The 26,724-nt window shown below is 42.0% G+C and carries 19 protein-coding genes and 3 pseudogenes; 20 read left to right on the forward strand and 2 right to left on the reverse strand.

The genetic code is table 11. The features are described 5' to 3' along the window. Positions 1 to 92 precede the first annotated feature (92 nt). A complete protein-coding gene (locus AC58P7_RS02635; RefSeq protein ID WP_497339846.1) occupies positions 93 to 1,427 on the forward strand; it encodes a family 43 glycosylhydrolase in 1,335 nt (444 codons plus the stop codon). Positions 1,428 to 1,866: 439 nt separating this feature from the next. Here the strand turns inward: AC58P7_RS02635 and AC58P7_RS02640 are convergent, their stop codons facing one another. Both AC58P7_RS02640 and AC58P7_RS02645 read right to left on the reverse strand, forming a co-directional pair. Beyond that, the gene (locus tag AC58P7_RS02640; protein WP_497339847.1) at positions 1,867 to 3,492 is read right to left on the reverse strand and encodes a GMC oxidoreductase; all 1,626 of its coding nucleotides are present in this window, start codon (positions 3,490 to 3,492) and stop codon (positions 1,867 to 1,869) included. Positions 3,493 to 3,603: 111 nt separating this feature from the next. Further along, positions 3,604 to 4,368: a sugar phosphate isomerase/epimerase family protein gene (locus AC58P7_RS02645; protein WP_497339848.1), complete on the reverse strand. Its 765-nt coding sequence runs from the start codon at positions 4,366 to 4,368 to the stop codon at positions 3,604 to 3,606. A 490-nt stretch (positions 4,369 to 4,858) separates the two neighbouring features. Between AC58P7_RS02645 and AC58P7_RS02650 the strand changes: the two genes are divergently transcribed. The 19 genes and pseudogenes from AC58P7_RS02650 to AC58P7_RS02740 all read left to right on the forward strand — a co-directional run bounded on the left by AC58P7_RS02650 (position 4,859) and on the right by AC58P7_RS02740 (position 25,845). After that, positions 4,859 to 5,035: a helix-turn-helix domain-containing protein gene (locus AC58P7_RS02650; RefSeq protein WP_497339952.1), complete on the forward strand. Its 177-nt coding sequence runs from the start codon at positions 4,859 to 4,861 to the stop codon at positions 5,033 to 5,035. Between the two features lie 521 nt (positions 5,036 to 5,556). After that, the gene (locus AC58P7_RS02655) at positions 5,557 to 8,448 is read left to right on the forward strand and encodes a family 78 glycoside hydrolase catalytic domain (RefSeq protein ID WP_497339849.1); all 2,892 of its coding nucleotides are present in this window, start codon (positions 5,557 to 5,559) and stop codon (positions 8,446 to 8,448) included. 193 nt (positions 8,449 to 8,641) lie between these two features. Continuing rightward, entirely contained in the window at positions 8,642 to 10,381 is a 1,740-nt protein-coding gene (locus AC58P7_RS02660; protein ID WP_497339850.1) for a sensor histidine kinase, read from the forward strand. An 11-nt stretch (positions 10,382 to 10,392) separates the two neighbouring features. Next, the gene (locus AC58P7_RS02665; protein ID WP_497339851.1) at positions 10,393 to 11,967 is read left to right on the forward strand and encodes a response regulator transcription factor; all 1,575 of its coding nucleotides are present in this window, start codon (positions 10,393 to 10,395) and stop codon (positions 11,965 to 11,967) included. 110 nt (positions 11,968 to 12,077) lie between these two features. Continuing rightward, complete coding sequence (locus AC58P7_RS02670) at positions 12,078 to 12,989, forward strand: ABC transporter permease (RefSeq protein ID WP_497339852.1); 912 nt, start codon at positions 12,078 to 12,080, stop codon at positions 12,987 to 12,989. 35 nt (positions 12,990 to 13,024) lie between these two features. Further along, positions 13,025 to 13,894, forward strand: coding sequence for a carbohydrate ABC transporter permease (locus tag AC58P7_RS02675; protein ID WP_497339853.1), 870 nt, complete (start codon positions 13,025 to 13,027; stop codon positions 13,892 to 13,894). Positions 13,895 to 13,982: 88 nt separating this feature from the next. Further along, positions 13,983 to 15,506: an ABC transporter substrate-binding protein gene (locus tag AC58P7_RS02680; RefSeq protein WP_497339854.1), complete on the forward strand. Its 1,524-nt coding sequence runs from the start codon at positions 13,983 to 13,985 to the stop codon at positions 15,504 to 15,506. Positions 15,507 to 15,519: 13 nt separating this feature from the next. After that, a complete protein-coding gene (locus AC58P7_RS02685; protein WP_497339855.1) occupies positions 15,520 to 16,554 on the forward strand; it encodes a quercetin 2,3-dioxygenase in 1,035 nt (344 codons plus the stop codon). Positions 16,555 to 16,839: 285 nt separating this feature from the next. Continuing rightward, positions 16,840 to 18,135 (forward strand): MFS transporter, encoded by a 1,296-nt coding sequence (locus tag AC58P7_RS02690; protein ID WP_497339856.1) that lies wholly within the window; start codon positions 16,840 to 16,842, stop codon positions 18,133 to 18,135. Positions 18,136 to 18,318: 183 nt separating this feature from the next. Continuing rightward, complete coding sequence (locus AC58P7_RS02695) at positions 18,319 to 19,746, forward strand: DHA2 family efflux MFS transporter permease subunit (protein ID WP_497339857.1); 1,428 nt, start codon at positions 18,319 to 18,321, stop codon at positions 19,744 to 19,746. 274 nt (positions 19,747 to 20,020) lie between these two features. Next, positions 20,021 to 20,986, forward strand: a complete 966-nt coding sequence (glpX, locus tag AC58P7_RS02700) for a class II fructose-bisphosphatase (protein ID WP_497339858.1) — start codon at positions 20,021 to 20,023, stop codon at positions 20,984 to 20,986. Between the two features lie 124 nt (positions 20,987 to 21,110). After that, positions 21,111 to 21,389 (forward strand): annotated as a pseudogene (locus AC58P7_RS02705) (transposase domain-containing protein); the annotation flags it as partial. Between the two features lie 158 nt (positions 21,390 to 21,547). After that, positions 21,548 to 21,766 (forward strand): annotated as a pseudogene (locus AC58P7_RS02710) (SDR family oxidoreductase); the annotation flags it as partial. Continuing rightward, complete coding sequence (locus AC58P7_RS02715; protein WP_497339953.1) at positions 21,763 to 21,831, forward strand: hypothetical protein; 69 nt, start codon at positions 21,763 to 21,765, stop codon at positions 21,829 to 21,831. The pseudogene AC58P7_RS02710 and the gene AC58P7_RS02715, both read left to right, overlap by 4 nt. Before the next feature lie 665 nt (positions 21,832 to 22,496). Then, positions 22,497 to 23,528: a TniQ family protein gene (locus tag AC58P7_RS02720; RefSeq protein ID WP_497339859.1), complete on the forward strand. Its 1,032-nt coding sequence runs from the start codon at positions 22,497 to 22,499 to the stop codon at positions 23,526 to 23,528. 79 nt (positions 23,529 to 23,607) lie between these two features. Next, positions 23,608 to 23,883, forward strand: coding sequence for a hypothetical protein (locus AC58P7_RS02725; RefSeq protein WP_497339860.1), 276 nt, complete (start codon positions 23,608 to 23,610; stop codon positions 23,881 to 23,883). Positions 23,884 to 24,256: 373 nt separating this feature from the next. After that, complete coding sequence (locus AC58P7_RS02730; RefSeq protein WP_497339861.1) at positions 24,257 to 24,433, forward strand: hypothetical protein; 177 nt, start codon at positions 24,257 to 24,259, stop codon at positions 24,431 to 24,433. A 122-nt stretch (positions 24,434 to 24,555) separates the two neighbouring features. Next, positions 24,556 to 24,648: pseudogene (locus AC58P7_RS02735) on the forward strand (TniQ family protein); the annotation flags it as partial. Between the two features lie 87 nt (positions 24,649 to 24,735). Then, positions 24,736 to 25,845, forward strand: coding sequence for a hypothetical protein (locus AC58P7_RS02740; protein ID WP_497339862.1), 1,110 nt, complete (start codon positions 24,736 to 24,738; stop codon positions 25,843 to 25,845). The last annotated feature ends 879 nt before the right edge of the window (positions 25,846 to 26,724 follow it).

A 26,724-nucleotide genomic window follows, 5' to 3' on the forward strand; every position in this document is an offset into this window, starting at 1 on the left:
GGCTGCGTACCGTCCTGCGAGGACGGTACAACTGACGAAATTCATATGCCGGGTTCTGTATCAAATAATAATAAACCGAAAGGAAGATAAAAATGAGTGAATTCAAAGACTGCCGCAATCCGGTGTTACCAACAAATCTGCACATTCCTGATCCGGAGGCACATGTTATGCCTGACGGAAGAGTGTACGTATATGGCTCTTGGGATCAAGAGGAAAATATTTTCTGCAGCAAGGAGTATCGGGTGTTATCCTCTTCCAATATGGTCGACTGGATGGATCATGGCGTATCCTACGATTCAAGCATGGTTCCGTGGGTTTTTGACGAGAACGCACCTAAATACCCTGGAGTAGATTGGTCGAAGCCAACTCCATTCCTTAAAAAAATGATTGAGCGAGACACCAAGGATAGAAAGATTGAGATTCCCAAATTTCCGAAAGACCTGCTCTTTGCACCAGACGCAATTAGCAAAAACGGCAAATACTATTTATATTTTTGCATGTCGGATTCGAGTGAAGGCGTTGCCGTAGCAGATAAGCCGGAGGGGCCTTTTCATAGTCCGGTTCAACTGCCATGCGGAGGAATCGATCCGGCCGTCTTTATCGACGATGATGGACAGGCTTATTTCTACTGGGGCCAATTCTATGCGCATGGTGTGAAATTAAAAGAGAATATGGTCGAGTTCGAGGAAGGAACGACCGTCCACAATCTCGTAACGGAAGAAGAACATTATTTCCATGAGGGCAGTTCTCTCCGCAAGCGCGGCGATACGTATTACATCGTATATTCCAGCATGGTGCGCGGCAAACCAACATCGTTAGCCTATGCGACCAGCAAATCACCGCTGGGCCCTTTTCAGTATAGAGGGGTTATAGTCGATAATGACGGCTGTGATCCGCAGAGCTGGAACAACCATGGCTCCATTGAGGAAGTGAATGGGCAGTGGTATGTCTTCTACCACCGAAGCTCTCAAAATAGGCAGCAAAAGCGCAGGCTTTGCATTGAACCAATTACCTTCAATGAAGACGGTACGATTCAGGAAGTGCCGATGACCTCGCAAGGTGCAGGCAGGCCGTTCGGAATCAACGAAACGATAGAGGCTTATCGAGCATGCCAATTGTTGGGAAGTGTATACATTGCTCCTACAAGCAACGGACAGGAAGTGTTAAAGGGGATCCAGGATTGGGATCAGGCGATTTATCGATATGTGCAGTGGGATAAGACCGTAAGTGAGGTTTCAATTGAGGCTACAGGCAGCGGAGATATTACGATTTATCTGGATGATGAGTACGAAGAAGGGGGAAGTGTAACAATTCGTGATGGGCAGATTATTTCTTCAACGCTTACAAGTGCTTCTGGCAAACATGAAGTAAGATTACTGTTTACCAATGTCGGTGATTTGGAAGTACAAGCATTGCGATTTGGATAACATCTTTTCGGTTCAATGCTGGCAACATATCCTTGAGTTAGTCACAATTGATTTTTATTACTTTTGATATCTCAATAAAATAGATTTTATGACTAGGGGAGTGTACGTACACTGCAAAATTACCAATCTATCAGACCTGGACAAGGTAAGGCTGGTTTAACCAGTAAAAAAGGATTTATCTCCCACAAGTGTTACCCATATTGGGTGCGACAGTCTGTGATGCACCGTGATGGTTGGAGTCAGACTAACGGTTGGGCTCTAATGGCACCATAGTTTATAGAACTTCTTCTCCCAGCCATAGTAGAAGTATTGACAGATTTTATCCATTTTCATCCTCTGTGGTGCAGCGCTGGTCTTGCGCTGCATGAATGGCTAAAGGTTTTATGCAACGCTAGTGAACCAATATCGGACCGTATTGTCTCCTTGCCTTCCAAGGACCTTACTTTAACTTCTGGATAATATAATCCGCTGTACGGATAGCTAAAGCTACACATGTCAATGTTGGGTTGGCTGTGCCGCTGGAGGGAATAACGCTATTATCCGCAACGTAAAGACCTTGAACGCCATGAACTTGACCGAAACGATTCGTTCCGGACGTCGCAGGGTTGTCTCCCATTCGACAGGTGCCCATTTCATGAGAATCAAAATTCGGTGGGCGAACGATCAACTCGCCAGGTCTGGTCAAGCCCATTATCGATGCTGTATGTTTCACCAATTGAGTCATACGCCGAATAATTGCTTTATCCTTATCACTATAAGTGAAATTAGTTTCAATTTCAGGCACTCCATCTTCATCTCGTTTGTGTGAATTCAGAGTGACTCTATTGTTAAACTGTGATTCGATTTCGCCTGATCCTGCAAATAATATATATAACTCTTTTTGCAGCGGTTGAATTTGATGCTGGGTCCAATCCATGTTTAACCCGTGAATTTGAATTTGAAAAGGGCGATTTTCCTTTCCCGGTATCAGAATACGAAGGGGGCCTAGAACCTCTGGAAACTCATCCCGGCTAATTCTCGCTTCTCCCCAAACCTTTGAATGATTGGTCAAATAATGACCGATTGCTTCACCTTGTATGTCCGAGTTCAACAATATTTGTGTCGTTCCGAAGGTGCTCGCTGCTAATACAACATGTTTTGCTTTTAAAATGTACTGCTTTTTTTCTGGTGTGACTACTTCAACGCCTACGGTTTTGTTATTCTCCGTCAAGACTTTAACGGCACGTGCATGAACCGCTAAATCGTAAGGAGAGTTCATCGCTTGGGCTAAAAAGATAATGGAACTGAAAAATGGATTTGAATTAATGACGCCAAACTGGCTAGGCGGTTCTAGATTAATGGCTAGCGGCTCATCTGTTGCATCGTGGATACCGCCTTGCTGAAGGCGGTTGAGCATAAATTGGGTCGTGGAAGCGCCTTTGGTAAAGTTTTGTGTAACGTTCATGATCTTTTCAGCAATATTGTAATAGTACTCCATCTCTTGAATGGGAATAGGCCATTTGGCAATGAATGGAGTTGGCATTCGGGGACTGGTTACTCCCCAAAATAAGGTTCTGCCTCCTAATGCGTATACTTGTGGAGACAAATAATTGGGAGAGGGATGTTTAGCTATGCTCAATTTATAAAGGTATGGTCGAGAACTATCCATTGTCGCAATATTGTTCACATGTGTAGGAAGCAGTAAACCCCCTCTTTCGATGATACCGATTTTTTTGCCGCTATTTCCAAGCTGTTGCATGATTCTCCAGAGGGCAGCTCCCCCTCCGGCCCCAGTTCCTACAATTAGTACATCATATTCCTTGCTCTGCATATCTTCAAGAGACGTTAGTGGTATCCATTGTTCATTTGGGTTAACATTTAATGGTTTAGCCAAAAAGCTTAGAATAGACGCACCATCACTTACAGTCGGGCCTTCGGAAGAGGGGAGTTTTACTTGTTGACCTGCAACATTCGTATCAGCACCGGGAATACGGGGGTTAAGGGTTAACAGAAGCTGCAATTCAATATCGTATTTGTCGGCGATCATACGAAGAGAATCACCATCACGGGCGACATATATTCTCATTGGATCACAGCCTTTCATACACGCTACCATTAATTATATGTGATAACGAAGGGGATATGTTTTAACTAAACGATGAATTAGATGTTAAAGGCGGTAGCGGTTAGGAAAGGCTTATGCTTCGCCAATCGATTTCAAATAATCGTGGATGTTAGCAGCGGTTCTTAATGGTTCGGGACTTACTTCAAATTCTACGAAATAATGTTGGACGCCGACTTTCTTCATCACTTGAAACACCGAAGTCCAGTCAATCACACCGCTTCCAACATCTGTGAAATTACCGCTCTGGTCAACATCCTTTACATGGACAATCGGAGTTATGCCTCTATACTTCTTTAGTGTACGAATAGGATCCAATCCAGCCTTCTTTACCCAGGCTAAATCCAGCTCCAATTGCAAATTACTTCCAACTCCAATAAGAATTCGATCGATGACTCTTACTCCGTTCATTAGGTTAAAATCGTCAAGCTCAGGATGATAGAGAAGCTGCATTCCCTGAAGCTTGACCTTTTCTCCGATATTACGTAATAAACAAATGGTGGCGTGAAGCGCCGCCTCATCGGCGATCCTTTCTTTTGTTGACCCGAAAATGATGTAACGAGCGCTAATCGTCCGAGCGTAATTAATTTGGTTTTGTAAATCAGCCTCTAATAGAACGTCGCTTACAAATGTCAATATAAGTCTTAATCCTGCTTGATCCAGCATATTTCGTAGTACATTAGCTGGAAGAGTTAGATAACTCCAACTGACAGTCTCTACAAGCTTATAGCCCATTTCCGCGACTTTCTTAAGCGTGCCGAAGTAATCCTGCTGGAGCTCCTTGAATACCGTGAGTATCTCCAGTCCCAGGAAGGAATGCGCAACATTCGTGCATTTCATTGCCGACCCTTTTAAATCGCATGCATAATCACCTTTACGCTTGAGTCCTTATTTTCAATCGTTGTTCAATAAAAAATTTGTTCGAAGACCAGGCCAACCTGTTTAACCGTATTTAGAATATTTATATGGTTCATTTGCTTGACCTGTGCATTAGTCCAGCATTCAGAAAAGGATTCTGGCAATGATCTTGTAGTTACAACAGGTTGTTGGTAAATCGTCTACTCTTTTTTGATTAGAGAAACTGAAGCAATAAATATAGCGGAACAACAAGGATAATGTTGTTCCAAATAGAGCAAAATATCGATAACGATAATTTTGGGCATATTGGGGCTTTCTTGTACATCGGAGCACGTATTGACAATATGACGAGACATTACAAAAATCCGCAGACAGTTGAAGAAATTTCTAAAATGTTCATGATCAGCCCTCGACATTTTCAACGAAAATTTAAGAAGTTACCGGAGTAACCTATACTAAAATATTAAAGGACATACGTTTTCATCGAAGCTTTGATCTGCTTCTCGACACGGATTGGAGTGTGCAGACAAACGCTTTAGAGGTCGGTATTCAAGATATAAAATATTTCTATAGGCTTTTTAAAGAAAGGTGCGGCATGACTCCACACGATTTCCGTTTTAATAGAACCAAAATCACACAAATCGACTGACTAAAGACCGCTTTCAATTGATAAAAGGACTCATCAGACAGACTTGGCTAAGATAAATTGATTCACGGTTCTATTTTATCGGCCATCAATAACTGTACGGAAAAGGCCAACTACAGTCTCCCTTGTCCGTCATCAAAAATATCCTGTTTGAAGTAGATTTTACTCTTCTCAATCTTCAGTGATAGCTTGTATACGACACTTTCCCTCCTTAACCGTGACTATAGGCTCCTGCAATGATAGATCTTTGCTTCGCTTGTTTGGTAATCGCTAATGTTTAGTTGTCGAACAACGTGCTGCAACGTTGCCAATTTCGTTCCCTTGTCCGGTAAATCCGTTAGGCAGCCGCTTATTCGATTCAGTGGGCTTTGCTAATTAAATGGGCGTTCTGTTATCAAAGTTCTTATAGAAGTCGTATGTTTAAAGTCGGAATAGTCGCAACGATATGTCAGAATCGTACTAGCAGACTATGATAGCCTATTTATATCGGAGCAACCGAAGACTGCGAACAAAGGGGTTTCAATATGCTTATAACCAATTTAACATGCGAATATAGAAGAGAAGCACTTGGAATCGGTAACGTGAATCCGCGTTTAAGCTGGCGAATCGAGTCCAGTATCCGTGATATGCTCCAAAGAGCATATCACCTTCAGATTGCCGGCCCAGACGGGATTTTTGAGGAACCGCTTTGGGATACCGGTCGTGTGGAGTCAGATCAATCGATCCAGATTACCTATGAAGGACCTGCATTGAGATCCCGAAGCCGGTATTTCTTTAGAGTAAAAGTCTGGAATCAGGATGGTGAGGAATCCGAATGGAGCGAGACTTCCTGGTTTGAAACGGGACTACTCAAAACCGAAGAATGGCAGGCGAATTGGATCACCCCGAATACAGACCAGATCAATCCCCAGACAGAGGCTACCTTTCTTCTACGTAAAGGCTTTGAACTTCAAAAAGAAATTGCTTCTGCTCGCGTCTTTGCTTCAGCTGCCGGGGTGTATGAGCTTTACATCAACGGTTCGTTAGTTTCGGAGGACCTGCTCGCTCCAGGGTGGACGAGTTATCCGAACCGAATCCAGTATCAGACGTATGATGTAACGGCATATCTACAGCAAGGCGAGAACGCGATCGGAGTGCAGCTCGGTGACGGCTGGTACAAGAGCGGTTTGAGCCACGAACAACACCGATTTATTTATGGCGAGCATCGCTCGGCTCTCGTTCAGCTTCATGTGGTATATAAGGATAGTGAAGAAGCAATTATCACATCCGACGAAAGCTGGAGGGCGACTACTGGACCGATTCTTTATTCAAATCTCTATAACGGTGAATCCTATGACGCGCGTCTTGAGCTTACAGGTTGGAGTGAGGCAGGAGCCACAGTGGCGGATTGGAAGCCGGTACAGATGTATAACCTGCCGATGAGTGTGTTGGTCGCGCAGGAAAACTGGCCGACACGTGTTACGGAAACCCTCCATCCGGTTTCCAGCTTCGTTACTCCGGCTGGAGATCATGTGCTCGATATGGGACAAAACATGGTCGGCCGCATCCGTTTCACACTGACGGCGCCTGAAGGTACCAAAATTATTCTCAAACATGCGGAGGTGCTGGACAAAGATGGAAACATTTATTTCGGCAATCTTCGTTCCGCAATGCAAACCGTCGTCTACACAGCGAAAGGAGAAGGGACGGAAAACTATGCTCCCCATTTCACTTTCATGGGCTTTCGTTATGTCAAAGTAGAGGGATTCCCGGGAAGGGAGCACGGATTGCCGCTTGACGCATTTACCGGTGAAGTCATTCACACCGACATGGAGCCGACCGGGGAGTTCGAATGCTCCGACGACCGGGTCAATCAGCTGCAAAGCAATATTAAGTGGGGGCAGCGGGGCAACTTTGTGGATGTACCGACCGATTGCCCGCAGCGAGATGAGCGCCTCGGCTGGACGGGCGATGCGCAGGTGTTCATCAGTACAGCATTATTCAATTATCACGGGGGGCCATTCTTCACGAAATGGCTTCATGACTTGAAAGCGGAGCAGTATCCGGATGGCGGCGTCCCGTTCGTGATCCCGAAAGTAATGCCTGGGGAGAACTCGGCAGCTTGGGGAGACGCCGCAGTCATCTGTCCGTGGACAGTATATCAATATTACGGCGATCGGCAGTTGCTGGCCGAGCAATATGAAAGTATGAAAGCCTGGGTCGAATACATTCGCGCCCAAGGCGATAACGAATATATGTGGAATACCGGCTTCCACTTCGGCGATTGGCTGGCGCTTGATGCCGAGGAGAACAGCTACATTGGAGCTACGCCGACTGAGCTCATCGCTACGGCTTACTATGCATACTCGACCCGCATTTTGCGCGACACTGCTGCAGTTTTAGGGTATGCGGAAGATGCTCGAGCTTACGAGGAACTTCTAGGTGATATTGTTCAGGCGTTCCGCGATGAATTCGTAACGGTAAACGGAAGAGTGGCCGTGCAGACGCAGACCGCCCATGTACTTGCTCTTATGTTCGACCTAGTGGAAGAACGCGTGCGTCCGCGGATCGCTAAAGAACTGAATCGAATGATTGTTGACAACAAGTACCATCTGACCACAGGCTTTGTCGGCACCCCGTATCTCTGTCTGGCACTCTCGAATACCGGATATCACGATACAGCCGTAAAGCTCCTGCTGCATGAAAGCTACCCGGGATGGCTATATTCGGTGTCCAAGGGCGCTACAACGATCTGGGAGCATTGGGACAGTATTAAGCCGGACGGATCGTTCTGGAGTGACGATATGAATTCGTTTAACCATTATTCTTATGGCGCTATCGGTGACTGGCTTTACCGGAAGGTAGCTGGGCTTGATATGGATCCTTCCATACCGGCATTCAAGCGGATCCGGATTCAGCCGATGTTCGGTCTGAACAAGCTGACTCATGCGCGCGCTGCACACAACTCGTTGTATGGCCGAATCGAATCCGGCTGGAACATAACTAACGGAAAGCAAATCAATGTAACGGTAACCATTCCGGCCAACTGCACAGGTGAAGTATTACTGAAAGGTGCTTTGAAAACCGGCTTGATGGAAAGCGGAGAACCGATTGGGAGTGCAAAAGGAATCCTTGCGGTTACAGAGTCGGAAGAAGGAGTGAAGCTCGAGGTCGGCTCCGGCACTTATCATTTCACCTATGAGAGTACAGCTGTTTTCCGAATCTCTTATACGTGCGATACGGTTTTCGAGGAACTTATGGCGGATGTAGCGGTTTTGGACGTGCTCAGAAAGCATATTCCAGACATTCTATCGGGGCCGGCGCTGAACTTCATTCGGAAGGAAAGCTTAAAGCAAATATACAATCATCCCATGTCGATTATGACAAAAGAACAGTATGAAGCCATTTTGGCTGGTTTATCGGATTTGCACGGCTAGGTGATCGATTTTATACAACGAAAGCTTTACTCTGTAATAGAGTGAAGCTTTCGTTGCTTTTTATTTTTTTAGGAGATACTAATTCCGCCATGTAATTTAAAGGTTTGAAAGCGATGTAAAAGGATGAACGATTACTCCAGGCAGTGATTCCTGCGATATAATCATGTTAACTAAATGCTTGGAGGGTTACATTATGCTTTTAACATGGCTTCCAATTTCAAGGAATTCGATCCGGATGAAGCTGACAATCGGTGTATTGGGCATCACCTTGCCTATTTTCGCGCTGCTATTATATAACAACTTTTACTCGATTGATGTCGTAAGAACCCAAGTGGCGAGCACGAATAAGGACATGATGGCGCTTTACCTCAAGCTGATTGATGCCGGCTTAGAGGAGGCGGATCAATACTTGGAAAACTTCGCTGTACTGGAGAACAGCATCAACACCCTTGTAAATCCGAATGCAGATCCCGAACAATTTCTTCTCGCCCAAGTTAATGTGTTTAATAAATTCATTAATGATATTCATACCTATAAGTCGATCGACTCTATGTTTGTCATTACAATGGTGAACAAGGAGTGGATAAAGGTAGATCGGTCCGGGGATACTAGCGAGTCCATATTACGACAAGAGAAGATCCGCGATTACTTAATGAACCTGTTGTCAGATCCGGGCAAGGTTTCGAAGCGTTGGTTCTCGGAGCAGATCGATGGAGAGTATTATTTGTTTCGGGTTGTTCCATCTGGGAATACCTTCGTAGGTGCCTGGGTGAAAGCGAACAGACTGCTTGTCCCGCTTACCTTCATCCATATGGGGAAACAGGGAGCAGCCCTGTTTGCTTCAGAAAGCGGCGCACCTATGAGCAGCTTTGAGTTAATCGAGAGCAATCACATCGATCTAAGCAAGGATTTGAAGCAGTATTACATGTCGGGAGAGTACAATCGTTATTTGGTAGTTGGGGAACCTTCAGAGAAGGGGGCGTTCCGATTAATTGCCGTCATACCCGATGAATCGATACTGGAGAATCTTCCTTATTTGAATCGGATCGTATTCGTGGTGATTGGGTGTGGTATTTTGTTAATTCCGGCTTTTTTCCTATTCCTGAGAAAAACCGTATTGGTTCCCATCTACCGCATCATCCAGGTGATGAAACGAATCGGAGAAGGAAATGTCTCGAATCGAATTCCGGCTACTCCAACATCCGATGAGTTTATGATCATGAACCAATCGTTTAACAAGATGATGTCCCAAATCGAAGAGCTAAAGATAGATGTATATGAGGAGCGGCTTAACAAACAAAAGGCAGAGCTTCAGCATCTACAGCTGCAAATTAATCCTCATTTTTTCTTGAATTCGTTGAACATTATCTATAACTTTGCCCAAGAAAAAAATTATGAGCTCATTCGGGAAATGACCTTGTGCCTTGTACGGTATTTCCGTTATATGTTCCGCAGCAATCTGACGTTCGTCCCCTTGAAGGACGAGCTAGAGCATGTACGGAATTATATCCACATTCAGCAGTTGCGCTATCCGGACAGTTTTATTTTTGACCTGCAAGCACCTGATATTGTGGCGCGGACGCCGGTTCCGGCGCTGATGATCCACACGTTCGTCGAAAATTCGATCAAACATGCAGTTTCAATGGATGAACAAATTCGGTTGGCGGTATCTGTCGAACTGGATGACACCAATATCGAGCCATCTCTGCGAATTATTATCCAGGATTCGGGTGGAGGGTTTCCGCAGGAGGTTCTTCAGAGGCTGCAAGATGAGCTTACGATGAAGAACGAACTGGGAGAGCATATAGGAGTCTGGAACGTGCAAGCTCGTCTGAATTTGTTGTACAACGGAAAAGCATCCATAAGATTCGCCAATGAACCTCCGCGTGATGCTATTGTACAAATCAGTATTCCGATTCAACCGGAGAAATAGGAGGAGCTGTGATGATCCACATATTGATTGTTGACGACGAGTCGGCCGCCATTCGAGCCGTACAGCATGCAATAGAATGGGGAAAATTAGGAGTTTGTGAAATTTATACGGCGCGAAGCATGAAGCAGGCGCAGGATATTTTTGTAATATATAAGATTGATTTCATGATCTGTGACATCGAAATGCCGAAAGGGAGCGGAATGGAGCTGCTCGCTTGGGTGCGCGAGCATTATCCCCGAACTGAATGCATGTTTCTAACTTGTCATGCTGATTTCCATTTTACGAAGCAAGCGATCCAGCTCGGAAGTCTGGATTATTTGTTAAAGCCGGTTATTCCGGCTGAGCTTGAGCATGCTGCTCAGAAGGCAATCCAGAAAATCAAAGCCGATTCCCGGACGGAGCAGGTTAACAAATCGTGGGAGAAGAACCAACCGCATCTGTTGGAGCGGTTCTGGCAGGATGTCATCAATCGCAATATTCCCTCGCGTGCGGATGCCATTAAACAAGCTGCGGCGGAACGCGGGTTGACGATATGGATGAAGGCTTTACCGGTACTCGTTAAGATTAATAGATGGAATAAGGTTGTTACGCAGCGTGAGGAGCGTATTCTTGCGTATGCTCTAAGTAATGCGGCCGAAGAGGTATTACAAGGAAAGGATTATGACGTTCAACTCCTGACGATCGATGGGAGAACGCTGGTTGCTCTTCTTAACCTCGAGCAGCATGAGCTCGAGCATGCAGAACTGTATACTACACTCCGGAAGTATATCCAGTCGTGCCATGGTTTTTTTTATTGCGATTTATCTTGTTATATAGGAAGTGAAGCGGACGTTCACGTTATTCCGGATATGTTGGATGCGCTTTATCAGCTGGATAAGAGCAATGTGGCTTATTACAATCGGGTATTTACGTTATCGGACAAGGAAAAGACGACGACACTACAGATTTCTCTACCTGATATGAGAGTATGGTCCGCAATGCTGGGTGAAGGAAAAATGGAGCAGATGCTGGACGAAGCGATAAGCTATCTCTTGCACGTTTCCAAGGGGCCGGGTATGGATGCTAGCTTTCTAAACCGTTTCCATCAAAATTTTCTGCAAATGATCTACTCATTCCTTAATAAGAAAGGCATTGAGGCGGACCAGCTCTTCCGGGAGCGAGCAACATTAGAATTAACAGCACGCGCGACAAGCTCCGTCCCTGATATGATTCTCTGGATGACGGAAGTGGTTCAGAAAATCATGGACTACGTCAGTGAGGAAACAGCCAGCATATCAGAGAAGGTGCGACGTTATGTGAAGCCTCGGCTTGACCAAGAGATCTCAAGAGAGGATATTGCGAATCATTTGTATCTACACCCGGATTACCTGACCCGATTGATCAAGAAAGAAACTGGATTATCCTTAATGGATTATATCACAATCGAGCGTATTTCCTTGGCCAAAGAACTGTTATTGAAATCTGATTTGTCGATAGGTGTGATCTCAAAAAAAACAGGCTTTAACAATATGTCCTACTTCGCCAAAACGTTTCGCAAGGTAACCCATATGACACCGAATGAATTCCGTTTAAGTATGAAGGAGTGAGGAAATAAGGTCAGATCTGTGTTATAGGTTGGTCGGTTTAGTCTTAATGTGACCCGATATAATAAAGACAAATAACAATCACCTACTAGCATAGGAGAAGGGGAAGCACCATGAAGAAACTCAAACGTTACAGCCCTTTACTCGTGATGACGTTGCCGGCACTTATTTACCTGGCGATTAACAATTACATGCCAATGGCTGGCGTCATTATTGCGTTTAAGGAAATTAATTTTTCTCACGAGCATTGGCTCCGGGATAGCAAATGGGTAGGGTTTAAAAATTTCGAGTACCTCTTTAGTACCTCGGATGCTTTCATTATTACTCGAAATACAGTCCTTTATAATGTCGTGTTTATAGCGTTAGGAACAGTGCTGGCCATTCTTCTTGCAATTCTCCTTAATGAAGTGAGGAGTCATTTCCTGAAGCGCTTATATCAAGCGATCTTGTTGCTCCCGTTCCTGATCTCGACTGTCATCGTCGCTTACTTGACCCTTTCCTTCCTGCATGTGGAGAACGGATTCCTTAACCGTCATGTCCTCCCATTGTTAGGCATTGAGCCGGTGAACTGGTATTATGAAGCGAAATATTGGCCTTACATTTTAACGATTGTCAACATGTGGAAGGGTGTAGGCTATACTAGTATCCTTTACTTTGCAGCGGTTATCGGGATCGACCAGGAATATTATGAGGCAGCTACGCTTGATGGGGCGAGCAAATGGCATCAAGTTCGCAACATTACGGTACCAATGATTATGCCGGTCATTATAATGAACCTATTGCTGCAAGTCGGACGAATCTTTAATTCCGATTTCGGTTTGTTTTACCAGGTGCCCCTTAATTCCGGGCCACTGCAATCGACGACGGACACGATAGATACGTACGTGTTCCGCGGGTTGATGACATTAAGCGATTACGGGATGTCTTCCGCCGCCGCCCTTTACCAAGCTGTAGTAGGTTTTATTTTGGTCATCATCGCCAATTACATCGTGTCTAAACGAAACCGCGAACAGGCTTTGTTCTAGAAGGGGAGGAGATTGATTACATGCACTCGGTTAGAATGAACCAATGGATTCTGAATACAAGCTTTGTCCTGCTCTGTATGGCGTGTGTCTTTCCATTCATACTTTTAATAGCAGCATCTTTAACAGATGATCAGTCGTTAGTTCTGCATGGGTATGCACTCTTACCGGATCATATTAGCTTCTCTGCTTATTCATATTTGTGGAACCAATCGAGCGCCATCATACATGCGTATGGAATAACGATATTCGTGACGGTAGTAGGAACTATAACTGGACTTGCTATTACTACTTTGGTTGCGTATCCATTATCCAGAAGCGATTTACCATTTCGGAAAATAATTGCATTCATTGTATTCTTCAGCATGCTCTTTAATGGAGGTCTTGTATCGACATATCTGGTGTATACGGAAGTATTTCATTTAAAAAATACAATTTGGGCTCTGATTATTCCTAACTTTCTAACGAATGGCTTTATGATTTTTATGGTTCGGACGTTTTTTGGATTCACTGTTCCGAATGCGCTCATTGAATCGGCTTATATCGATGGAGCATCGGAGTTTAAAATATTTTGGCGTATTGCGCTGCCGCTTTCTTTGCCGATCGTTGCAACAACGGGGCTCACTATTGCGATCTTCTATTGGAATGATTGGAATAACGGACTTATCTTTTTATCTGATCCTAAACTGTTCAGTATGCAAAATTTGTTGAACAAAATGTTGCAGGATGCCCAATATTTACAGTCAAACAATCTTGGCAGTGAAGCAACCAAGCTACAGGCCAACGTTCCTCTCGAATCGGTCAGGCTTGCCATAGGTGTCCTGGGCTTCCTTCCGATCGCCTTTGCCTATCCGTTCTTTCAGAGGTTTTTAATCGGTGGGCTGACAATTGGTGCCGTCAAAGGCTAATCCAGGTTTGGATTCACGAAACAGTTGGCCGCTCTCGAGTGTTTCACTCGGTTGGCACATATAATTTTATACATTGGGGGAATCACGAATGGTCTTGAATTGGAAGCAAGGCGTGAAATCAGTTGCTCTCGTATCTGCTATAGCAATCGCTTTAGCTGCTTGCAGCAGCGGCGGCTCTAAGAAAGAGACACAAACGGCAGCATCTGGCGACCCAGATACGGCTACATCGGAAAAGCCTTATCAGATCAACATTTCTTTTATGACCTTTGGCAACAATGCCGATATTGATTCGGTTTCTGAAGCGATTAGTAAAATTACGAAAAAAAAGATCAACGCGACTGTCAAGCTGTCCGCGATCCCGATTTCCGCTTATACCCAGCAGTCTAGCTTAATGCTTGCCGCTAACGAAAAACTGGATGTTATCACGACAGGAATTCCCTTCGGCTATGTGGGTCAAGCTGTGAAAGGCCAGCTGCTCCCGCTCGATGAATTGCTGGACAAGTACGGTCAAGGGATTAAATCAACGTTGGATACGAGTCTTCTGAAAGCAGGAGCAGTAGGCGGAAAGGTTTACGCCATTCCTACTGCAACAGCCGCGGGTCAAGCTGGCGGTTATCTCCTCCGCAAGGATCTTGTGGACAAATATCAAGTTGATATAGCGAAAATCAAGAATTGGGCTGATCTGGAGCCGGTTCTCCAGACAATTAAAGCGAACGAGCCAAGTATGACCCCGTTGGCTCATAACGCGAAAGAGGTTTCGCTATCTGGTTTGGCCATGTATGAGAACTTCGATTTCTTGAGTACCGAATGGGGTGCTCTAAGCTTGAACTCCAATGATGGAAAGCTGGTAAATCCTTTAGAGTCTCAGGTATATATGGATACGCTCACTTTGGTTCGTAAATGGTTTGAAGCAGGGTATATGCAAAAGGATGCCGCCACTACGCAACAGTCCGGTGTAGATTTGATCAAGGCAGGAAAAGCATTTGCCCTTATTTCAAGCTTAACGGCAACAACTGCACAAGAAATCTCTGCCGCTGCAGGAAAAGAAATGGTAGCAGTTCAAATTACAAAGCCATCCCTGGGGACGATACAAGCGGGTTTGTTTATGGCGGCCATTGCAAAGAACAGCGAAAAGCCTCAGAAGGCGATGGAGTTCTTGAATCTTGCGTATACCGATAAAGAAATTATAAATCTTCTGGCGATAGGTGTGGAAGGCAAGCAATACGTGAAAATCTCAGATAATGTCTTCTCGAAGCCTGCTGGAGTTGTGGATACAGGATACGCTGGAACGATGATGATCGGAAACCCGTATCTGAGTGCAGTCTGGGATACGGAGAATCCGAAGAAGTGGGAACAGATGAAGGCTTGGAACGATTCGTCGTTGAAATCCAAAGGATTTGGCTTCCTGTTTAACAGTGAAACGGTTAAGACGGAAGTAGCAGCTCTCAGCAATGTCAACCAGAAATACAGAATTGCGCTAGAGTCGGGAGGTCTTGACCCGGTTAAAACGTTGCCTGTTTTCGAAGAGCAACTGAAAGCGGCTGGACTTGACAAAGTGATTGCGGAAAAACAAAAGCAGTATGAAGAATGGACGAAGACGACTCAAAAGTAAAGGAGAAATAGGCATGATTACAAATACATTGGGAACAAAACTACCGGAAGAAAAAGTGGCATATCTGATACGAAGAGGGGAAGGAAGACGTTACGTTTTTGGTAGTCAGGTGGCTACGATAATCGCAGATTCTAATAGCACGGGAGAGGTAATGGAGCTAGCAACGATCGCGGGTGCAAAAGGTGAAGAGTTTCCTCCTCATTTTCACCAGAATACGTATGAATCTGTTTATGTTTTGGAAGGAAGAATTGAATTTATACTAGATGGTGTATGTCACCTGCTAACAGCTGGTGATTATGTCCATATTCCACCTGGAACCGTTCACGCTTATCGGATGGCTGGACACAGAAACAGCTTTGCCTCTTATTCTGTTAAGGGAAACCTCACGAAAATATATGAAATCATTGGGGAACCATACGCTCATATTGAACAACCACCCCAGCCACTGAAAACGTATTCTGCCAGCCAATTGATTGATGCCTCCAAAGTTGCAGATATCGTTTTCACTCAAGAAAAATTTACTTGGAGTTCTCCTAGGTTGGTAGAGGGGAATACCCTACCTAATTGTGTTGCTCCGTATGTTATAGAGAATGGCGAAGGAGATCGGTTTATCGGTGGTGACCAACTCAACGCATTTCTTGCGGCCCAGAAAAATACAGATGGGGAATATATAATGCTTACCACAGAAGGGCCTAAAGGAGATCCTATTGTTGTACATTATCATGAGCATCATACCGAAACCTTTTTCTGTGTACAGGGACAAATGACATTTTGGGTAAATGATGAAGAAGTGAAAATTTACCCTGGTGATTTCCTCCATGTGCCACCTGGGACCTTACATTCTTTCAGATTAGACGCACATTATACGAAATTTGTTGGTTTATTGGCATCAGGATTGTTTGAACCATTCTTTCGTGCTGTAGGAGATCCTACAGAGGATTATTCATTTCCAACGACGCCCTCTCCGGTCAGAATGGATCGTGTGATGGCCATAATTGATAAGCTTGATTTAAAGGTAGTTGCCCATTCACCGATTGGCCGCAAATAGAAAGATTTCAGCGCTCCTTCATGGAACTTCGCAGGGTTTAGTGACGGGCATACCTTACGCTAGCTTATTTGGCTAGGGCAAGGTATGCTTTTTGGATTGAAAAAGCTTGAAATAAGTTTAAGGTCGATAGGCATATTTTCTTATATCTCCTCGACACTCATGTCGAAAATAGGTATTCGTAAAAATTCCATAGATGATTGCATACACTTGGCTTTCACTTGAATGGAAAATAACTGATCAAAGTGAAAGCGTTTAATAAACTAAACTAGGAAAGATGGGGAAAGTATGGAGCAACTCACTGGGAATAAAACCACCACCTCATACGGACGATTAATTACAGGCATCTGTTTTGGATATTTTGGATATTATTTAGCCTTTGTTATTCCAATAGCTCTACTGTTAACATTTAAATTTTTAGAAATCGATCCCCAAAATGTTACCGCTAATTTTGGCCTTGCATCAGGGGTTGGGGCATTTGTTGGATTATTTGCAATATATCTAGGAGGTTATATAAGTGATAGAACCTCAGTATCGTTTGGTCGTAGACGTACCTGGATTTTGATTGGCTCCATTCTGGGTGCTTTTGCCCTTCTCGGTGTCGGGATGGCCAAAACAGTACCGATGGTTTGTATATACTGGGGTTTGACAATTTTATTTTATTCCTTTTCGTTTTCAGCACTCAATGCATTGATTCCTGATCAAGTCGAAGAGTCACGGCGTGGTATGGCATCTGGGATTATCGGTATTTTTAGTCCAATTGCCATCATGCTCGGAATGTTATTAATGAATGTTTTTAATGACTTCTCATTGTTTAATAAATTTGCTGTAATATCCACAATTTCTGTTGTCATGTCTATCATCACATGTCTTTTAGTTAAAGATGGTGCAGTAAAGACTGAGAAAGCCCGGCATGACAAACAAAAATCACTGAGTGAGAAATTATCAAAGATGTACCCTAATCCCAAACAATATCCGGCATTCTCTTGGGGAGTGCTTACTCGATTTTTAATGGGGGTTGCCTATGCTTCACAAACGTTTACACCAATATTTTTAATGCAAAAGTTTGGAGTGCCTCAAGATAAAGTCATCGCATTAGTTTCATTATCTTTATTGATAGGTACAGTAGCTCTTGCCCTTTCGAGTGTTCTGGGGGGCTTTTTATCTGATAAATATAGGAAACAAAAGCCTTTTGTGGCGGTGGCAGCTGTACTTGTTGCAATTGGAATTGGAATGATGGCTATGGCCCCTTCTATTCATGTGGTTTTTTTTGCAACTGCAATTCTTAGTTTAGGTTATGGAGCTTACATTGCCGTGGATATTGCATTGGTTGCTAGGATTCTTCCCAATAAGGAGGATGCCGCTAAGGATTTTGGAATTATGAACATTGGTGCTACCTTACCAGGGACATTTGTCCCAACCATGGCCAATCCATTAATTGGACTCGGTGGATTCAAACTATTTTTTGGTATTCTGGCCTTTTCTGGAATTCTTAGTGCCTTAGCGGTTCTTCCAATCCCGGAAATGTCTCCAAAGGCTGAACCGATTTTAGAAGATACCGATCATCTAGCCGAAATCGCATAATTTTGAATCTAGGTCACATTATTTTCCATACCCAATACTAAATTCACTTTGAAATTGTATCACTATATATGTATTGTTCTATTAATTAACTAGGGAGGGAATTAATCGTCAAAGATGATTAGGGCATCATCCTTCCTTTAGGAAGACATTTCAATCCAATTAATAATCAGAGGGTGTTTAAACATGAAAGGAACGAGTGAAGCTCCATCGATTTTCAAGAAAGGTCCTATCTTATTGGTCTTGTTAATTGGCTCTTTTGTCGCAGTCTTAAATCAAACGTTGCTCGCGACGGCGCTTCCTCCGATTATGGAGGACTTACAAATTAATTTAAGCACCGCACAATGGTTGACGACGGCCTTTATGCTTGTGAATGGGATTATGATTCCTATTACCGCTTTTCTAATCGGTACCTTTTCTACTAGGCAGCTTTTTATCGGTGCCATGATGTTTTTTGGTCTTGGAACGTTGACCGCGGCCATATCACCGGACTTTATAACGCTGTTGATTGGGCGTATTCTGCAGGCTGTTGGAGCAGGGGTCATGATGCCGCTTAGCCAAGTCGTCATCCTGTCTCTGTTCCCGGTCAATAAGCGTGGCGCGGCCATGGGACTTGTCGGGCTGGTTATCGGTTTGGCGCCTGCGATCGGTCCCACTCTTGCCGGAGTAATGGTGGAGCATTACCCCTGGCGCTCGATATTCTTTATTATATTGCCGATCGTCGTGCTGAATATCCTGCTAGCTGTGTTTATTATGAAGAATGTCACCGAGCGAACGCATCCAAAGCTTGATCTGCTATCGATTATTCTATCGACCATCGGTTTCGGTAGTTTGCTCTATGGATTCAGCGAGGCAGGTACGCGCGGCTGGAGCAGCACGGAGGTTATGGTGACCCTGATTCTAGGTGTCCTAGGCATTATGGCTTTTATTCTCCGGCAGTATCGGTTAACGCAGCCGATTTTGGAGTTCAGGGTATTCCAAGATCCGATCTATTCATTGACGACAATTCTTGGCGTGATTACGTTCACATCCATGATCGGCGCTGAAACGCTGATCCCGCTATTTATGCAAAGCATGCTGGGCTACAATGCCCTAGAATCTGGGCTTGCGCTGCTGCCAGGCGCACTCCTGATGGGCGTCATGATGCCGATAACGGGGCGTTTGTTCGATAAATTTGGAATACGCTGGATGGCAATCGTCGGCTTTACGATCATTACGGTGACGGGTTATCTGTTTACCCAACTGGAACCTGCTACTTCCTTTAGCTATGTTCTAACAGTGTATATGATACGGATGGTCGGTATTTCTCTTGTCATGATGCCACTGACGACGGCGGGCATTAACCGTCTGGATTACAAGCTGATCTCCCACGGCACGGCGATGAACAACACGATGCGTCAAGTCGGTGGTTCGATTGGCACGGCTCTTTTGGTTACTGTCATGTCCAACGCGTTTACGATATCAAGGCGGCCTAATCCGGCGGAAATGATTGAAGGCGTTAATGCGGCGTTCATGTTGGCCACCCTGTTTGCGCTAGCTGGAATTATTCTGTCGTTCTTTGTTAAAGGCTCTTCAGCCAAGAGACAGCAGCATCCGGCGGCCGAACATCAATGAATTAACTTCAGGTAGGGTGTAACGACGAGGAAATCAGCCTTAACATGATTTCGATGGATCAGTTATTTGGAAGGGGCACTGAAGGGGGGAATTCTTCTAATAAATCGACGGTAAAAGATTCCACGGCCTGAAAGGAAGTAGTTTAGGGAAGCTGAATTTTCACGAAAGGTTGCCATAATTACTGGTTGCGCAGCAGAAGAGGATTCATTTGGAGTGCATTATATCCAGATATTTATAAAACAAGCGGAAAAATCATAATAAATGGGGGTAACCAGTGGAACGAGAACTAGCATTAGAAATAGTCCGTGTGACAGAGTTGGCTGCACTGGCATCAGCTCCATGGATGGGCAGAGGAGATAAAAATAATGCAGATGGTGCAGCAACTTCGGCAATGCGTGCCATGTTTGACTCGGTTTCGATTCAGGGAACTGTCGTAATCGGTGAAGGTGAAATGGATGAAGCTCCTATGCTCTATATCGGTGAAGTTGTTGGTAGCTTAAATGGACCTGAAGTAGATGTGGCCGTAGATCCGCTAGAGGGAACAGAGCTTGTAGCGAAAGGTCTGAATAACGCGATGTCAGTAATCGCTATTGCTAAAAAAGGGAATTTGCTTCACGCACCAGATATGTATATGGAAAAGCTGGCGGTTGGACCTGCGCTAGTAGGCCATCTCAACATGAGTGAACCTTTAGATGTTACTCTCAAAAAAGCGGCAGAAAAGCTAAATAAAAAGGTATCCGATCTTACTGTCATGATCTTGGACAGGGCACGCCATGAATCAATCATCAAAACGCTGCGTAAGGTTGGTGTAAGGATTAAGTTTTTGTCAGATGGGGATGTTGCAGGAGCAATGGCACCTGCATTTCCAGAAGCGGGGATTGATCTTTATGTTGGTTCTGGTGGTGCTCCAGAAGGAGTCTTAGCTGCGGCCGCTCTTAAATGTTTAGGAGGAGAATTACAAGGACGCTTGATGCCAGTTGATGGCAATGAATTTAATCGATGTATTCAAATGGGGATCGAAGATCCATATAAAGTCCTAACTATGGAAGACATGGTGGGAAATGAAGATGTTATTTTTGCTGCTACAGGTGTGACACCGGGTGAATTCTTGGGAGGGGTCCAATATTTTTCTGATCAGCGTGCTGAGACTCATTCTATCGTTATGAGAGCACAAACCAAAACCATCCGCTTTATACGCTCCTTGCATTATTTACCAAATAAACCATTGTTGCAGAAGTAATTTAAGAGGTTATATATGAAGAAAACACATTAAAATGTCTTGGGAATGATCCTAGGGAATAAAATTTATGGTTGTGGTGCAAAGCTCTAATTCATGATAACGTAATTGATATTGAAGTCATGGGATGGAGCAACTTGCTTTGGAAACGAAATTGGATATATTTAAATGGAAGCAATATGAATCTGCAATCATTTTACTAACGGTGAGATGGTATTTGAAATATAGTTTAAGCTTTCGAGATATAGTTGAAATGATGAGTGATCGAGGATTAAGGATTTCCCATACGACGATCATAAGATGGGTGCATGAATTTGGACCCGAAATCGACAAACAAATCCGCCCTTTTTTGAAGCCTACGAACGACTCGTGGAGGACTGACGAAACCTACATCAAAGTTAAAGGTTAGTGGAAGTATTTATACAGAGCCGTTGATTCTATGGGGAAAACTTCGAACGGACTATTGACGTGAATCTGAATCTTAAAGGGATTTCCTCAGAATGAAATACGCCTTCTACAACAGGAGTTCGAGCAGAACAAAGCCTTGCTGCATACACAGCTAGTAAACATGGCGTTGTCGGTTTAACCAAAGCCGCTTCGCTTGATTATGTGAAAAAAGGCATTCGTGTAAACGCGATTTGTCCAGGCGGTGTTACTATGGCAGTCACTGCAAGTGTGCCTGGACAGTTGCAGGAGATCGGTTATGTGCATAATGAATTCCCGAATATGAGAATTGGGAGATACGCTGACCTGAAGAACTGGCAGATGTCATTGCATTACTGACTTCGGATCGTTTAAGTTATATGACCGGTTCTAATGTGCTTGTTGATGGTGGATTAACTTTATAACTATTGGCATACAGACATGTTCCAAAGGTTAGTCAACGAACGGTAAAAGTTTTAATTTCAAGGGGCTTGGACAAATTGTTGTCTGGGTTTTCGTGTTTGAATTGTTTGGAGACCACGGTTGTTACATTATTAATATTAATTTACGTTGCTTCGTGTACACAACCTCAAGAGGTTGTGTACAACAAACAAGCAACGCAGTCTAAATGGTACAAACTTCGAGGATGTTCCGGTAGAAACCTTCTACGCTCGCGGAACTATATGGGTTCGAGTCAATGTAAGATTGTTCGCACTGGTATATCAGGAGGATATCTTGAGTTGATTGTATTAGAATGAGTACATAGAAATAGCGCTAAGTTGTGGTGGAGATACCGCGGCTTAGCTTTTTTTGGTATCGTCAATAATGTTATTGTATCAGTTATTCGTACTATCAACTTCTTGCCGCCAACTTTAGCTTGAACCTACTCCGAATATAAAATATGTTAAGAGTAGTGTTTATTATTAGAATATTTCGGAAATTATAGTTAATAAATATGGATATTATTGTCCATTAAAATGAAGCGATGAAGTAAGAAGTTGAGATGAATTAATCGTTTTGAGAGAGGCATGATTAGATTTGTATTGTTTGTTATGGAGAGAATATTTCTACTATAGAAACTTATTTAATTATGAATAAATATTCACAAAAAATAAACGATGAAAATGTATCAATAGAAAGTTTAAATTTTTTACCAAAAAGACCTTTTCCCTTTAGTGATGAAAGCCTAGGGAGCTACATTGTGAGATTAGCTGACGCAAATGGATACTCATCATCGAAAGTATTATTCAAAGAAGTTGGATTAATAACCGGATTTTCAAAAGCCACAGTAATAATACGATTAAATTCGTTTGATACTTCAAAGTGGAATTTAAAAAAACTTAGTAGTTTAGGAAAAGTAGCAGAAAAAAAGCTTTTAAAACTAACATTTAATGCGTTTACACGTGAAGTCCCAGAATACGCTCTTCACAATAAAAAAAGAAAGATTTGCCCAGAATGTTTAAATGAATCTAAAATATACGGTCGTAAATTGTGGGAAATTAACCTTGTTACTATTTGTACTATACATAAATGTCTACTTATTGATGTATGTTCAAATTGTTCAAGTCTACTACACTGGGATACCATTTCAAAAACTTACTGCAATTGCGGTTTTGATTTATCACAAATTAAGCCGTTAAAAATAGCCAAAAACGAGATTCAACTTTCTAATTATATAGAGTTGTACTATAACAAATATTTAAATTCGAAGGAAAAAGAATCGAACTTTCAAGAACATTTTTTTGAGTTTCTGAATCTAATCATATTTTTCATTGGTCAACTTTTTACTCAATCACTAAGTGAATCGGATAATCGGTCTTGGAGCTCAAGTATTTTAAGAGCAATGAGAAATCAAGAGTTACATTTGCTTATTAAGTTAGTTTTAAGTTTGCTTGAAAACTGGCCAAGTAACTTCTTGGATTTTCTAAATAAATTTAATCTTGAAAAGATAAATGCAATGTTATTAAATAAAAGAAAGAATGCAATTACACTTTGTTTTTTTCCATTTGATTACAACGAATTTTGTGAGGATGGGTTCGTATTTTCATTGGATAAAATGAAAATATTTATTATGGCTAGAACAGAAATAATTCAAGAGTATTTTAATAGATCACGGTGCTAATAACCAATTAATTTTTATAACGCCAGTATTTGTTGTAAGATGCTTCAGAATTATTATGCAACTACAGGAGAGAGGTTAAATGTCAATAAAAATTGAGCAAGAAAGTGAGCACCTATCCGAGACAAAGCACAAAGTATTGCCAGCAATTAGTCGCGATGCACATAAAAAATTGCAATTGCTTGCCTTAGCATGTTCCATAAATAAGACACAATTGGCTGCAGAAATCATTGAAATGGCAGTAAATAATCCTGAAATTATCAACTGGTTTCAAGATAAATACAAAGTGAGCCAAAAAGAAAGAATGATACCAATTATTGATTCAGATGGAAATACTAGTTATAAACGAAGCATTTAAAGATCAATGTTGATAAGAAAATCACGAGCCACTTGGGTATCGTGATTTTTTTGCATTCTTCGATTGTTTTACGACATATCATCTTACAATATCCATATGAAACGACAAATTATAATACAAAAAGCGCCAAAACTAAAATGCAATAACATCAGAATTAGTACTTGAAAAACGACAAAACAAGTTACAATTCACATTTTTTGTGAAATTCCATAATTCTTTAGAATTGTTCCATAATTCCTTAGACGATTTGTTGCAGAATTCCTTAGAATATAGTTTTTATGCAAATTTATGAATAAATATGCATAGGCAGACGATAATATTTATCGTTTGCCTATTTGCATAATAATCGTAGATGGAATGAGGCTGTGGAATTATGAATAGAAGGAAAATGCTATTTGTACCCAAAGTTTTTGGTGATGAAAGTTTGGTTAGTTATATTTATAGATTAGCTAATGTAAATAATTATGATAAGGCTTGGATATATGAGTTGCTAGGAATAGATCTTAGTAAAATACGTACACATGGATTTCAACTGGGAAATGAAAAATAGATACATCCATTCTCGCTGAAATTACTGGAATTGATCAAATTGTATTTGACGGCTTATCTTTTAATATCAAAAATTCAAATACAGTAATACAAAACACAATTGATCAATTTGCAATTAGGAAAATAAAAAAACAGTTCTGTCCTTTGTGTTTAAAAGAGAGTATCTATTATAGGGAAATTTGGGATTTAAATATTTATACAAGATGTCATATTCATAATTGTTTATTAATGTGTAGATGCATTAATTGTAATAGACATATAACAAACCAAGATATTTTAAGTGGATTTTGTAAATGTGGATACATGATATCGAGTAATTTGATTATAGGGTGTAATAATTCTGATTTAGGACAACTAATATCTACAAAAATTGAAAAATCCGGCAATGTAAATCGGATAAATGCTACAATTTCAGAAGGATTTGAAAAGTTAGAGATTGATTTAATATTGTATCTAATAATATTCTTATCAATAAAAATTTCACATGTTTTTTATCAGAGAAGAATTGCATTTACTGAATCTAGTGATGTGTATTTTAATGATAAAATTGTAAACGAAGCTTTCGGTATTTTTATTAATTGGCCGCAATCATTACATAGTTTTTTGAATGATTTCAAAAAAGCACCTAAAAAAAATCAATTTTTAAGAGGTTTGAAAAAAGATTTTGGACGTTTTCATTTTGAGATTAAGAAACTAACTCTAATCCCTAGCTTTAGATTTCTTACAGATGAATATCAGAATTATTTACGATATATTTGGGATGACGCGACTGAACAAAGAGGTTTTGAAGCGAGTTTAAGCAATGGGTATATCAGTGAATCTCAAGCATGTAAACTCCTTGGAATGAAAAAGAGATCAATAAATTTCTCATTACTAATTAGTTGTGGCTTAATTGCAGGTGAAATTATCTACAAACCGACTAAAAACTTTATACTAATCGATAAACTTTCGTTAGATCATTACATAAAGAAAGAACCTAAATATAATAAAGATAAAATTGAAGCTGATATAGCGAAAAAACAGGGTTATATAAATATTGAGGAAGCTGCAAAAATATTGGGAATATCTATTAGAACAGCATTAAAGATAACAAGAGGGAATTCGGTTAAACGAGGTCATAGCTTTTTTATTAAAGAAAACTTCATAGAAAACCTTGAGGACTTATTCAAACATAAAAGTAAAATATATATCAATGAGCCTAACTTAATCGTTTTTTACCATTCACAAAAATATTTTATTAGGATAACTAAGGGAACTTTAATTGACTACTACAAGTTCTTATTTGAATCTGGAATCCAAGTGTATATAAAACCAGAAAGACTGGGTCTTAATAAAATATTCTTAAGTAAACAAGAGTTAATTCAAACATTGAAAAGTTATGAGTGTAAAAAGAAGACGGATCCTCTGAAATAGAAATGTTATTTGTTAAAACTTGATTCGGAATAAGGTTTACTTAGTGACCAACCTCTGTAGGGTCCATTAAATATAGGTTCGCAGACATAATGCAGATACTGGTAAAGGAACGCCACGCAAACCGCGTGGCGTTTTTTTTGTGCGCTTGGCAGCGCATCGACTAAGGTAACTATTATGGGCATAAGTAGACCGTACTGAGAGTTAGCACGAGACAAGCGGGTGCTAGGGTCAGTGCAGCAAGTCAAAGTGGGGATATCAAAGAAGCGCATGATCGGATGGAACTATAGGAGGGTTCCAAGTTCAAAAATGGAACGTAATTTAAAGTATGTACATCGATTTCATACAATTATTCTATACATCCTACCATAAATCAAAACTGATAGATGTAATAATAGTAGTTGCAAACACTTCACAAGGCATTGAGGAGGTGAAGGAGTTATCAATTGAGTACTTATCGATTATGACGACCATTGGCATGTCAATTGTTAACACGGCGGTTTTAACCCTTCGTGCAGGCGTTACTGGATGCATTTGGGTTGGATATAAACAACACACGTCTGAATTTTTTTACAAAAATAATAAGTAACCCTGGAGGTAGAATATGGAACGTTATAAAGCTGAAGGTAATAACAATCTAATAGACCCTGAGTTCCAGCAGCCCTATGTGGACATCGATGAATGGCGGGGTCAGCCGGTTCGCCATCGTTATATCCACGGTGGATTCGAGGGGACTAACGCCAGGTTTTCGATTTATTTCCCGTCCGAAGACAGCTATGAGAGACGTTTCTTTCAGTTTCTCGCTCCAGTTCAGGGCAGTGAAAACGCGTCCCAAAGCTACAACGACCTCGCGGAAAACAAAATTGGCTTTGCCATTTCCAG

This window comes from Paenibacillus sp. J22FR5 (genome assembly GCF_059691975.1).

What these genes read in the sequence shown, in the direction of transcription:
- AC58P7_RS02635 (WP_497339846.1), top strand. Translation starts at nt 93, where the DNA reads ATGAGTGAATTCAAAGACTGCCGCAATCCGGTGTTACCAACAAATCTG.
- AC58P7_RS02640 (WP_497339847.1), bottom strand. Translation starts at nt 3,492, where the DNA reads ATGAGAATATATGTCGCCCGTGATGGTGATTCTCTTCGTATGATCGCC.
- AC58P7_RS02645 (WP_497339848.1), bottom strand. Translation starts at nt 4,368, where the DNA reads ATGAAATGCACGAATGTTGCGCATTCCTTCCTGGGACTGGAGATACTC.
- AC58P7_RS02655 (WP_497339849.1), top strand. Translation starts at nt 5,557, where the DNA reads ATGCTTATAACCAATTTAACATGCGAATATAGAAGAGAAGCACTTGGA.
- AC58P7_RS02660 (WP_497339850.1), top strand. Translation starts at nt 8,642, where the DNA reads ATGCTTTTAACATGGCTTCCAATTTCAAGGAATTCGATCCGGATGAAG.
- AC58P7_RS02665 (WP_497339851.1), top strand. Translation starts at nt 10,393, where the DNA reads ATGATCCACATATTGATTGTTGACGACGAGTCGGCCGCCATTCGAGCC.
- AC58P7_RS02670 (WP_497339852.1), top strand. Translation starts at nt 12,078, where the DNA reads ATGAAGAAACTCAAACGTTACAGCCCTTTACTCGTGATGACGTTGCCG.
- AC58P7_RS02675 (WP_497339853.1), top strand. Translation starts at nt 13,025, where the DNA reads ATGAACCAATGGATTCTGAATACAAGCTTTGTCCTGCTCTGTATGGCG.
- AC58P7_RS02680 (WP_497339854.1), top strand. Translation starts at nt 13,983, where the DNA reads ATGGTCTTGAATTGGAAGCAAGGCGTGAAATCAGTTGCTCTCGTATCT.
- AC58P7_RS02685 (WP_497339855.1), top strand. Translation starts at nt 15,520, where the DNA reads ATGATTACAAATACATTGGGAACAAAACTACCGGAAGAAAAAGTGGCA.
- AC58P7_RS02690 (WP_497339856.1), top strand. Translation starts at nt 16,840, where the DNA reads ATGGAGCAACTCACTGGGAATAAAACCACCACCTCATACGGACGATTA.
- AC58P7_RS02695 (WP_497339857.1), top strand. Translation starts at nt 18,319, where the DNA reads ATGAAAGGAACGAGTGAAGCTCCATCGATTTTCAAGAAAGGTCCTATC.
- AC58P7_RS02720 (WP_497339859.1), top strand. Translation starts at nt 22,497, where the DNA reads ATGAATAAATATTCACAAAAAATAAACGATGAAAATGTATCAATAGAA.
- AC58P7_RS02725 (WP_497339860.1), top strand. Translation starts at nt 23,608, where the DNA reads ATGTCAATAAAAATTGAGCAAGAAAGTGAGCACCTATCCGAGACAAAG.
- AC58P7_RS02730 (WP_497339861.1), top strand. Translation starts at nt 24,257, where the DNA reads ATGAATAGAAGGAAAATGCTATTTGTACCCAAAGTTTTTGGTGATGAA.
- AC58P7_RS02740 (WP_497339862.1), top strand. Translation starts at nt 24,736, where the DNA reads ATGATATCGAGTAATTTGATTATAGGGTGTAATAATTCTGATTTAGGA.